Genomic DNA, 10,998 nt, shown 5'->3' with positions numbered 1-10,998 from the left:
GCCGGCGAAAGTTACTACTTCCAAGATTGAGCCTCTGAAAGTCGAAACTTCCAAGGAGGACACAGCTTACGATGCCCTCTACGAGAAACGTCTGAAATACTACTACAATGATCTGAAATGGCTTTACTGCGAACTGTTCCGCGATCACACGGAAGTTACCGGCACATTCTCAAGCCTCACAAAAAAGATGAAAGAAATCTACCGTGAGCGTTCTCTTTCCATGAAGGAAGCCGACCAGAACTGCGCTGCAGATCCTGACTGGTTCCGTAAGACTACTTTCACCGGAATGGCTGTAAATCCTGCTGACTTCGCAGATACTCTTTCCGGGCTGTCCGATAAGCTGGACTATATCAGTGAATGCAAAGCAGACACTCTGTACCTGACAGATCTTTTCCAGGCAACCTCCAACTGCTCTCTTCGCATTATCCCGGAGATCGGAACCTCCGAAGATCTGTACACACTTGCAGCTAACTGTAGGAAAGCAGGTATCCGCCTGGCTCTTGAGATCCCGTTAAGTCTTTCTGTGGATGACCCACAGTCCGGTACGCCATGTGTGCTCCAGACTCCGGCTTATTTCAATGCAATGCTTCTTCAGATCCTGGAACTTGCAAATGAAGGTGCTTCTATATTCAGCCTTGGTGTCCTTCCGATGATGCCGGAAGAAAATCTCTGGAAGCTTCACTCTCTGCTGCGTATGACCCGAATGGTGTGTGAGATCGTATGCCCCGGAATTCTTCTCCTTGGCGAAACAGACCGCCCACCTGCAGAGGCTGCTGCATTCGGCGGAACTTCCGATATGCCGGAACTTCACATTGTAAACAGCACCCAGCTGATGTCCGATCTCTGGCATACCGTTGCCACAAAGGACACTGCCCTTCTCCGCCGGGGAATCGACAGAGCTGCAGACCTTCCGCAGGCACCGGTATTCCAGAATTACCTCCGTAACCGCAACACGGTACGCTGGAATCTGGACTATGATTTCCTGAAAGGAAGCTTTATCACAGAAGGGCCTCACAGAGATTATCTGAATGAATTCCTGGCAGGTATTTTCCCTGATTCCTTTGCCCGGGGTGAAATTTATGTGAATCCGGAAACCGAGGAATCTGAGCTCTGCGGAACAACCGCATCTCTTGCAGGAATCGAGCGTTTTGATTATGAAGGAAATATGGAGGGTGTCAGCCGGGGAATCCGCTATGACGTAGCACTTCATGCATTGCTTCTTTCCCTCCCCGGAATTCCGGTACTTCGAAGCGGTGACGAGGTCGGACAGCTAAATGACTACACCTATAAAGCCGACATTTCCAAAGCAGCTGATCCCCGCTGGCTCCACAACGGACGTTTCAACTGGGCACTTGCCCGGAACAGAGCCGATGCCGAAACGATCCAGGGACGCATTTTCAACAGCCTTGAGCAGCTGGAATCCATCCGTGCCAGCCATCCGGTATTTGCACCTGAAGTTTCTGCACATACACTAGAAACCTGGGAAAAAGCTCTCCTTGCCCTGGTAAGAGAAACTTCTGAAGAAAAGCTGATCTGCATCTACAACTTCAGCGACCAGGATAAGGTAGCCTGGATCAACGAACAGGACGGTACCTACACAGATCTTCTCACAGGAGTTCAGAGAGACGCACAGGCTGTAGAGATCCCGGCCTTCGGATTTATCTGGCTTATGCACACGAAATAATAGCTTTGTCAGGCGGATATCCACAATCTGCATTCTCTACACAGCTCTGCACCGGATAACTGGATAACTGCTTCACAGTTTATTTGCAAAAAAGGACACTGCCATTTTCAACGGGCAGTGTCCTTTTTTATTTCTCATATTATTATTTTCTCAGCTTATCAATAAATGCAGCAAATTTCCCCTGTTCCCCACTATCCAGCGAACGGCTGTAAATATTTCTGAGCCAGGCCGTGATCACATCGATCAGGATCGGAGAAAATGTCATCAGAAGGAACACCAGAATGATCATTCCGAATTCCAGCGATCCCAGTGTCAGAAGATTCTGCAGAACCACCGCCGCACCGAAAAAGATCACCTGCATACTGTAAATGATCACCTTTCGATACTTATTCAGAGGTGCGTAAACTGTCTTAAGTGCCGCCATATAATTCCATCCTGTTACAAGCACACAGGCTGTATTCAGCATAGCATTGGAATGGTATACATTCTGGCATACCAGCATCACACTGAACACACAGCCCGTGATGGTCACAGCAGCCGGAAATGCATTCATAAATACATGACGCAAAAATGTATGGTCGATCTTCTCATAATTATTCTCCTGTGCCAGAAGGAATGTAGGAATACCAACAGCGCAGGCACTGATCAGAGACATCTGGATCGGCTCAAAGGGATAGGAATCCCCGAAGAAGATCGTGATCAGTGACAGCAGCACGGAAAAAATCGTTTTGATCAGAAACATAGATGCCGCAGTACGGATATTATTTACAACCCGGCGTCCCTGATTCACAATTTCCGGCATTGCTGCAAAATTAGAATCCAGCAATACCACATTGGCAATATTCTTGGCAGCATCACTGCCCTCAGCCATGGCAATACTGCAGTCCGCCTCTTTAAGCGCCAGAACATCATTGACACCATCACCGGTCATGGCAACCGTATGCTGCTGAGCCTGTAAAGACTTCACCATTGCCTGCTTCTGCTGAGGTGTTACACGCCCGAACACACTATATTCTGCAACTGCCTCGTCCATCTGTTCCTGTGTTGTGATCGTTGTTGCATCGATATAATGCTCTGCATTTTTAAGGCCTGCACGTCTGGCAATGGCAGAAACTGTCACCGGATCATCACCGGAGATCACTTTCAGATCAACACCCTGGCTTTCAAAATATGCCAGCGTATCCGGTGCCTCTGCACGGATCACATCGGTAATAAGCAAAAGTCCGACAGGTTCCAGTCCCTCCGGAAGCTCCGCTCCCTCACTCACATTTACACTATGGGCAAGAACCAGCACACGAAGACCTTCCTCTGCAAATCTGCCACAATACTCCATCAGCTCCGGGTTCCCTTCCGGAAAAAGGAACTGCGCTGCACCCATCAGATAAGTACCTGTATCTGTAAATGCAGCTCCGCTGTACTTCCTGTCAGAAGAAAACGGGATCACATGATCCAGCTCCATATCCTGAGATACTTTAAATCTTGCCCTGAGTGCATCGGCAGTGGCATTCTGATCCTTCAGCACAGAAAGCAGATTTCCCATGATATGCTCGATCTCCCGGGTCTTCTCCAGATCTTCCTGACTATGTTTCTCCGGGTCAGCTTCTGACTTTTCCTGTAATACGAGATTCGCACTTCCATCCTCCTTTGCGATCGCATCTGTTGCTGAAACTGCAGAAGTCGCAGAACTCTCAGTTCCATTGCTGTCACCTTCGCCGGATTCAGGATCTTTCCCGGATATTTTCTCTGAAATCTCATCATACACCGGCGGATAGCTCTCCACCGCCTCCACACACATGGTACCCTCTGTGATAGTTCCTGTCTTATCCAGGCAGAGCGTATCCACGCGTGCAAGAGTTTCTATACAGTACAGCTCCTGCACCAGCGTCTTCTTCTGGGCCAGCTTCAGCGCACCCAGAGTCAGTGCCACACTGGTAAGAAGGACCAGTCCCTCCGGAATCATTCCCAGGACCGCTGCAACCATATTGACAACAGAATCCCGGATATTGTCTCCCACAAAATAATACTGTTTATAAAAAAGCATCGCACCCATTGGTACGATAATGATACTGATCACCTTCAGAATGGCATTCAGGGAATTTCTAAGCTCTGAATTATGGCGTTTGAATTCCTTGGCCTCGCTGGTGATCCTTGACGCATAGTTGTCACTTCCCACATGGATGATCTGGCAACAGGCCTGTCCCGCCGTCACAAAGCTTCCGGAAAAAAGCTCATCTCCCGGATTCTTCGGAAGATTGTCTGCCTCACCGGTAAGCAGGGATTCATTGACCTCAAGGCTTCCCTCCAGGATCTTCGCATCTGCCGGAACCTGTTCTCCGGCCTTCAGGAATATCAGATCATCGACAACCAGCTTCTCTGTAGAAATTTTCCATTTTTTCCTTCACGCAGAACAACCGTCTTGGATTCTGTCAGGATGGCCAGCTTGTCAATCGTCTTCTTGGCACGGACCTCCTGAATGATCCCGATCACGGTATTAATAAAAATGATTCCTACAAACATGGAGTTTTTGTAGGAACCAACCAGCAGTACGAGAACCAGCAGCACCAGGTTCAGAAAATTGAAGAATGTCAACGTATTCTCCAGAATGATCTGCTTATATGTCCTGGTGTTGGGGTTTTCGTTATTATTTACCTGGCCCTGCGCAATTCTTTCCTGAACTTCTTCGTTCGTAAGTCCTGTCATGCTTCTTACTTACCTGTCCTTTCAATGGCTTACGGTTCTGTTCGACTGAAGCTTGCTCATGCCCCGGTTATGATCGTAAATAAAAGGGATCAATACTCCTCTTCTGTATCCTCTTCACCCTCGTGGATATCAGACTTCGGTTTGGAAAGACCCTCGATCTTAATGTGATGTTTCTCTGCATAATCCCAGAGAGCTGCATGAATTGCTTCCTCAGCAAGCAGGGAACAGTGGATCTTTACCGGCGGAAGTCCGTCCAGAGCCTCCATAACGGCCTTGTTGGTTACTTCCATAGCTTCCTCAATGGTCTTGCCCATTACAAGTTCTGTTGCCATGCTGCTTGTTGCAACTGCTGCACCGCATCCAAATGTTTTAAATTTGCAGTCTTTGATAATATGAGTTTCGTCATCGATATCAAGGAATATTCTCATAATATCACCGCATTTTGCATTTCCTACAGTACCCACGCCACTTGCGTTCTCGATCTCACCGACATTACGTGGATGCTGAAAATGATCCATTACTTTTTCACTATACATTATTTTTTCCTCCTGGCAAGTATTTTTATTATTTTTTCTGCTTTTTAATAAAATCTTCATATAATGGAGACATGCTTCTTAAGTTTGCAGTAATATCTTTCAGCTTATCTACTACAAAATCAACATCCTCCATTGTCGTCTCCTCGCTTAAGGTCATACGGAGAGATCCGTGTGCGATCTCATGAGGAAGACCGATAGCTAACAGAACGTGTGACGGATCCAGAGAACCGGATGTACATGCGGAACCGCTGGATGCACAGATTCCGAAATTATCAAGCATCAGAAGAAGTGACTCTCCCTCGATGAACTGGATGCTTACATTTACGTTGTTCGGAAGACGTTTTACTTTATCTCCATTGAGACGTACGTACGGGATCTCTGTGAGGATCCTGTTGATCATATGATCTCTGATCTCGATTTCTTTTGCAGTACGCTCTTTCATGGACTTGTTTGCACGCTCTGCTGCAAGACCGTATCCTACGATACCAGGAACGTTCTCTGTACCTGCACGACGTTTTCTCTCCTGTGCTCCGCCATGTACGAAGGAGCGGATCTTAACACCCTTACGGATATAGAGGAAGCCGATTCCCTTCGGTCCGTTGATCTTATGTCCGCTGGAGCTGAGCATATCAATATTGAACTCATCTACATTGATCGGGATCTGGCCGAATGCCTGAACAGCGTCTGTATGGAACAGGATTCCATGCTCATGTGCGATCTGTCCGATCTCTTTCAGCGGCTCAAGAGTACCAATCTCATTATTTGCAGCCATAACAGAGATCAGGATGGTCTCCGGTGTGATGGCTTTCTGAAGCTCATCCAGGTCAATGAAACCATTCTCATCTACATCCAGGTATGTGACCTTGGCACCACGCTCTTTTTCAAGGTACTCGCAGGTATGAAGGATGGCATGATGCTCGATCTTTGTTGTGATGATATGGTTTCCTTTATTTTTATATGCCTCAAAGGTCGCTTTCAGAGCCCAGTTATCAGACTCGGAACCACCTGCTGTAAAATAGATCTCCTCTTTTTTGGCTCCGATCACATCTGCGATCTGCTGTCTTGCCTTTGCGATGGCAGCCTTGCTGTTTGCCGCAAAATCATAAACGGTTGAAGCATTTCCATAAAACTCTGTAAAATACGGCAGCATAGCCTCCACAACTTCCGGTGCGGTCTTTGTGGTAGCCGCATTGTCCAGATATATCATTTTTCCCATTTTCTTTTCCTCCTGTTCAGGATAATTATTTTTCGTGTATTCTCCGGCTTTCTTCGATCAGCTCACTGAGCATCAGGGTATCCACTGCATCTGTGATGCTGTCGTTGATCCTCTTCCACACTAATTTAGCCACGCAGAGATCAGAACCCTGGCAGCCACCGTCACCTTCTGTTCCCGGACATGTTGCAGCCTCCAGGCCACCCTCCAGGACACGAAGGATATCTCCCACTGAAATCTCTTCTGCCGGTCTTCCAAGAAAGTATCCTCCGGCTGCGCCGCGGACACTCTTCACAAGGCCCGCTTTCTTCAAAAGTGCCATCAGCTGCTCCAGATAGCTGACTGATATATTCTGACGGCCCGCAATACTCTGAAGCGAGACCGCTTCTTTTTCACTGTAAAGACCAAGGTCTATCAAAGCCTTAAGTCCGTATTTTGCTCTTGTTGACAGTTTCATCCGCTCACCTCTTTTTCAATTCCCAGTGTTTTCCTCGGATTTCATGTTTACTCTATCAGAAACATATGGTTCTGTCAAGACTAACTTCTTCATATACTGACAAAAAAGACTCAAGGTTATCCATGTCAAAAAAATATTTCTCAAAGGAACCCTGATTCTTGCCTGCACAGGCCTTATCAGCCGTATCGCAGGTTTCTTTTATAGAATATTCCTCTCCCATGCCATTGGTGCGGAAGGTCTTGGTTTGTATCAGCTGGTTCTTCCTCTCCAGGGACTTATGGCCGCTTTATCCTATACAGGGATCCAGTCTGCCCTTTCACGCCTAATCGCGTCCAGACTTGCCCTTCAGGAGAAAAAGGAGGCACGTTTTTCGCTGGTCACAGGAACACTTATGGCTGTCTTTTTTTCTGCTGCAGCCGGTTTTCTGCTTTTTCAGCACGCATATTTTTTTGCTTCCGCAATTCTGAAAACACCGCAGACTGCCGGTCTTCTTCGCATAACAGCTGTCAGTATTCCTCTCTGTGCCATTCATTCCTGCATTGACAGCTATTATTATGCCCGGAAAAAAGCCTCTGTTCCGGCAGCCGTGCAGCTTTCGGAGCAGTCTGCACGGATCGGCACTACCTATATCCTGTATCTGATCTTTCTTTCCGAAGGACGTCCGATCACTGCATTGATCGCAGCGGGAGGTTCCCTTGCCGGAGAGACTGCCGCTTCGCTGGTGTCGCTGCTGGTAGTTTCCTTTCATTTCGGAAATCACCCTGTACACGAAAAGACTCCCGTCAGGATCTTTCCGCTGATAAAGGACCTTTTCACACTGTCTTTTCCCATTTCCCTGAACAGGATCCTTCTGACACTTCTCGGCAGCATAGAAGCGGTCCTGATCCCACAGATGCTTCTGCGTTCCGGCATGACAGCCTCAGACTCACTGAAGATCTATGGGATCTTTACAGGAATGGCACTGCCCCTGCTCCTGTTTCCTTCCACACTTACCTCTTCCGCCGCTGTGATGCTGATGCCTTCCATCGCACAGCTTGATGCACTGGGAGAGCAGAAGCAGATCCGCCGTGTCACAGATCAGACCTTTTTTCTGTGCATGTTCCTGGGATTTCTATGCGGAAGCGGATTCTTTCTTTTTGGCCCATTCCTCGGAACATTGCTTTTTCACAGCCAGACTGCCGGAACCTACATACGGTATCTGTCTTTTATCTGTCCTTTTCTTTATACAAACACCATGCTCACCAGCATCCTGCAGGGACTTGGAAAACCGGGGCTCTGTCTGATCCACAGTATTGCCGGCATTCTCATCCGTATTTTCTCCGTTGTTTTTATAATTCCGGCAACAGGGATCCGAGGCTATTTTTACGGAATTTTTCTGGGTGAGCTGCTGCTTACTCTTCTACACGTGAAAGCGCTAAAATTTCCCTATCGACAATCGGCCAATAATCGTTTATAATAAATAATCGAAATGTCTATAGTTATGGAGGAATAAAGTACTATGAGTTTTGAATTCATAAAAAAACTGCCAACTCCTGAGGAAATCCGCAATCAGTATCCGCTCGATGCTGAACTTCAGGCGCTCAAGGAGAAACGCGATGCTGAGATTCGCGACGTTTTCACCGGAAAATCCGATAAATTCCTCGCTATCATCGGACCATGTTCTGCAGATAACGAAGATGCCGTATGCGATTATCTTTTAAGACTTCGCAAAGTTCAGGAAAAGATCGAGGATAAAGTCCTGATCATCCCGCGTGTTTACACAAACAAACCACGTACGACCGGTGAAGGATACAAGGGAATGGTCCATCAGCCGGATCCTGAGAAAAAACCGAACCTTCTTGCCGGACTGATCGCGATCCGCAAGATGCACATGCGTGCTATCCGCGAAAGTGGCTTCACCTGTGCAGATGAGATGCTTTACCCGGAGAACTACCGTTATCTCTCTGATCTGCTTTCCTACGTTGCTGTAGGCGCACGTTCTGTTGAAGATCAGCAGCACAGACTGACTGTCAGCGGCATGGATGTTCCGGCTGGTATGAAGAACCCTACCAGTGGTGACTACAGCGTTATGCTGAACTCCATTGTTGCAGCACAGGGCGCTCATCGTTTTATTTACAGAAGCTGGGAGGTTGAGACCACCGGCAACCCACTCTCTCACGCAATCCTTCGCGGTGCGGTAAACAAGCATGGGGAAGCAATCCCAAACTACCATTACGAGGATCTTCGTCTTCTCTATGACAAATACCATGCAAAGAACCTTGCCAACCCGGCAGTGATCGTGGATACCAACCACTCCAACTCCAACAAGCATTACGAGCAGCAGGTTCGTATCGCAAGTGAGGTTCTTCACAGCCGTCAGGTAGATCCTGAGCTTCACTCCATGGTAAAGGGTCTCATGATCGAGAGCTATATCGAGCCAGGCAACCAGAAGATCGGTGGAGATCACATCTACGGAAAATCCATCACAGATGCCTGCCTTGGTTGGGATGAGTCTGAGAAGCTGCTTTACACGATTGCTGAAAATTGCTAAGATCTGTCTGATCTGCAGTTCAGGAAACGGATATTTGTGATCCTTTTACACTTTATGTTCAAAAAAAGAACCGGCATTCTTCCATTTTGGAAGCTGCCGGTTCTTTTTTGCACGCGTTTTTTATATTATTTCTTACAGATCAATGCCTCGGATGTGCTTTCATATATACGTCTCGCATTTTCGCAACGCCAAAGTTCAGATAGACCTGTGTGGTGGAAATATCCGAATGTCCAAGCATTTCCTGCACACTCTTCACGTCCGCTCCATTCTGCAGCATATGTGCGGCAAAAGAATGTCTCAGTGTATGCGGCGTGATATCATGCTGGATCCCGGCTTCCTCTGCATATCCCTTCAGAACCTTCCAGAAGCCCTGTCTGCTCATGGATTTTCCTGAACAGTTGGTAAAAAGACTCTCCGTCTCATTTTCTTTCACAAATTTTCCACGGGCTTCCTTCAGATATTTCTCCATGGCTGTTTTGCATACATTTCCTATCGGGATCACCCGTTCCTTATCCTCATCGTGACAGACTACATAACCAAGCCGCAGATTGAGATCCTCCAGATTCAGCCGCAAAAGTTCACTGACACGCATTCCTGTAGCATACAAAAGCTCCAGCATGGCACTGTCCCGGATTCCCTTCGGTGTATTCAGATCCGGCTGTTTCAAAAGGCGGTCTACCTCATCCACAGTAAGGATCTCCGGCATCCGCTTCTCAACCTTGGGCGGCTTCAGTTCCAGAGACGGATCCCTCTCGATCCTGTTCTCCTGATAAAGATACTGAAACAAGGCACGGATAGATGCTACATTTCTGGAGATCGTTGAGGAAGCGAACTGTCCTCTCTCCATATAGCTGAGATAGCCTTCCAGCTCCAGTTCTCCTACATCTCGGATATCATAGATCCCACGATCTGCAAAATACACTGCCATCTTCTTCAGGTCTCTCTGGTAAGATACTTCTGTATTATGTGACGTCCTTTTTCTATTATGTAAATATGTAATAAATTCCCGTATCTCTATATCCATTTCTCTGCATCCCGTTTCTCTAAAATCATACTCGTTTATGACTGAATTATACTGTGAATTTTACATAAAATCAAACAGTTTTTCATCGTAAAACCGCACAATTTCAACACTTTCCGGCACAAACCACCAAATATCGCAGATTTTATGGAAACCATCACTAGATATTGTGGAAATTTTCCTCAAAAAAATTTCAGGCCCTTTATAACTTTTTCTACGATCCAGGGATTCAGAAAACTTTCTGCGAGGATTCCTCCTGTATACAGCAGAAAAACTGTGATCCCCTGCCGAAAATAAGCCCCTGTTTTCTGCGGCACAAGTCCATAATTTTTCCAGATCCCATACGATTGTCTGTATACGATACCTGCAAGATAAAAATACGCCGGAATATAGACCAGATACTGCGGCATCAGAAGTCCAGCGCCGGCCACACCGCCATAAATACCAAATTCCAGAACCGATAATGCCAGGATCATTCCTGTCTCCATTCCCAAAAACAGCATATATGCGACCGTCAAAGGCACTCCGAATATTGTAAATCCGCATAAAAACAACAGAAGAAAAAACCTCCTCTTCGTCGCAGCACTTCCAGGAAATAAGCTCCGCCGGAAATATCTTTTCCTGCAAAGCTGCGGATCAGATAAAAAGAAGCCAGGGTTTTCTGCTTCCACTCCATTTTCCAGATCAGATTCGGCAACACATTTCCCGCAAAAACTCCGGTCATAAAAAGAAGCTCCGCCGGAAAACGTCCGGCATTTTTCCACTTCCGGTTCTCTGTCTTACTCTCCATTTACTCACCCTGTACCAGTTTACGCCTGTTTTTCCAGTAATATGACCGTTTTTCCGCATGACAAAAA

At 47.0% G+C, this 10,998-nt stretch carries 11 protein-coding genes; 3 read left to right on the top strand and 8 right to left on the bottom strand.

From position 1 onward, the window contains the following. A partial coding sequence (locus tag CK1_RS14945; RefSeq protein WP_502685111.1) for an alpha-amylase family glycosyl hydrolase occupies positions 1-1,684 on the top strand: 1,684 nt, incomplete at its 5' end. 142 nt (positions 1,685-1,826) lie between these two features. Here the strand turns inward: CK1_RS14945 and CK1_RS14940 are convergent. The 5 genes from CK1_RS14940 to CK1_RS14920 all read right to left on the bottom strand — a co-directional run bounded on the left by CK1_RS14940 (position 1,827) and on the right by CK1_RS14920 (position 6,590). Continuing rightward, the gene (locus CK1_RS14940; protein ID WP_306289117.1) at positions 1,827-4,028 is read right to left on the bottom strand and encodes an HAD-IC family P-type ATPase; all 2,202 of its coding nucleotides are present in this window, start codon (positions 4,026-4,028) and stop codon (positions 1,827-1,829) included. Positions 4,029-4,033: 5 nt separating this feature from the next. Beyond that, on the bottom strand, positions 4,034-4,384 hold the full coding sequence (locus CK1_RS14935) for a cation transport ATPase (RefSeq protein WP_015526996.1): 351 nt from the start codon (positions 4,382-4,384) through the stop codon (positions 4,034-4,036). An 89-nt stretch (positions 4,385-4,473) separates the two neighbouring features. Then, complete coding sequence (gene nifU, locus CK1_RS14930; RefSeq protein WP_015526995.1) at positions 4,474-4,920, bottom strand: Fe-S cluster assembly scaffold protein NifU; 447 nt, start codon at positions 4,918-4,920, stop codon at positions 4,474-4,476. A 28-nt stretch (positions 4,921-4,948) separates the two neighbouring features. After that, positions 4,949-6,136, bottom strand: coding sequence for a cysteine desulfurase NifS (gene nifS, locus CK1_RS14925; RefSeq protein WP_015526994.1), 1,188 nt, complete (start codon positions 6,134-6,136; stop codon positions 4,949-4,951). Positions 6,137-6,161: 25 nt separating this feature from the next. Further along, positions 6,162-6,590 carry an RrF2 family transcriptional regulator gene (locus CK1_RS14920; RefSeq protein WP_015526993.1) on the bottom strand — a complete coding sequence of 143 codons (429 nt, stop codon included), beginning with the start codon at positions 6,588-6,590 and terminating at the stop codon, positions 6,162-6,164. A 118-nt stretch (positions 6,591-6,708) separates the two neighbouring features. On the opposite strand from CK1_RS14920, the gene CK1_RS14915 reads away from it, so the two are divergent. Together CK1_RS14915 and CK1_RS14910 are read left to right on the top strand one after the other, a co-directional pair. Then, positions 6,709-8,046 carry a polysaccharide biosynthesis protein gene (locus CK1_RS14915; protein WP_306289116.1) on the top strand — a complete coding sequence of 446 codons (1,338 nt, stop codon included), beginning with the start codon at positions 6,709-6,711 and terminating at the stop codon, positions 8,044-8,046. Between the two features lie 42 nt (positions 8,047-8,088). Continuing rightward, a complete protein-coding gene (locus tag CK1_RS14910; protein WP_015526991.1) occupies positions 8,089-9,120 on the top strand; it encodes a 3-deoxy-7-phosphoheptulonate synthase in 1,032 nt (343 codons plus the stop codon). 139 nt (positions 9,121-9,259) lie between these two features. Here CK1_RS14910 and xerD read toward each other — a convergent pair whose 3' ends face one another. The 3 genes from xerD to CK1_RS14895 form a co-directional block, all read right to left on the bottom strand. Beyond that, the gene (gene xerD / locus CK1_RS14905) at positions 9,260-10,144 is read right to left on the bottom strand and encodes a site-specific tyrosine recombinase XerD (RefSeq protein ID WP_015526990.1); all 885 of its coding nucleotides are present in this window, start codon (positions 10,142-10,144) and stop codon (positions 9,260-9,262) included. A 179-nt stretch (positions 10,145-10,323) separates the two neighbouring features. Continuing rightward, positions 10,324-10,695 carry a hypothetical protein gene (locus CK1_RS14900; RefSeq protein WP_306288963.1) on the bottom strand — a complete coding sequence of 124 codons (372 nt, stop codon included), beginning with the start codon at positions 10,693-10,695 and terminating at the stop codon, positions 10,324-10,326. After that, positions 10,656-10,931, bottom strand: a complete 276-nt coding sequence (locus CK1_RS14895; RefSeq protein WP_015526988.1) for a hypothetical protein — start codon at positions 10,929-10,931, stop codon at positions 10,656-10,658. The genes CK1_RS14900 and CK1_RS14895 overlap by 40 nt, the downstream gene beginning before the upstream one ends. Between the last annotated feature and the right edge of the window lie 67 nt (positions 10,932-10,998).

Origin of the sequence: Ruminococcus sp. SR1/5 (assembly GCF_000209835.1) — a bacterium.
GTDB lineage: Bacteria > Bacillota > Clostridia > Lachnospirales > Lachnospiraceae > Blautia_A > Blautia_A fusiformis.
This window is presented reverse-complemented; position numbering and strand designations above follow the sequence as displayed.

Coding starts and splice junctions, on each gene's coding strand:
- nifS (WP_015526994.1), bottom strand. CDS start 6,136: ATGGGAAAAATGATATATCTGGACAATGCGGCTACCACAAAGACCGCA.
- CK1_RS14920 (WP_015526993.1), bottom strand. CDS start 6,590: ATGAAACTGTCAACAAGAGCAAAATACGGACTTAAGGCTTTGATAGAC.
- CK1_RS14910 (WP_015526991.1), top strand. CDS start 8,089: ATGAGTTTTGAATTCATAAAAAAACTGCCAACTCCTGAGGAAATCCGC.
- xerD (WP_015526990.1), bottom strand. CDS start 10,144: ATGGATATAGAGATACGGGAATTTATTACATATTTACATAATAGAAAA.
- CK1_RS14895 (WP_015526988.1), bottom strand. CDS start 10,931: ATGGAGAGTAAGACAGAGAACCGGAAGTGGAAAAATGCCGGACGTTTT.
- nifU (WP_015526995.1), bottom strand. CDS start 4,920: ATGTATAGTGAAAAAGTAATGGATCATTTTCAGCATCCACGTAATGTC.
- CK1_RS14935 (WP_015526996.1), bottom strand. CDS start 4,384: ATGACAGGACTTACGAACGAAGAAGTTCAGGAAAGAATTGCGCAGGGC.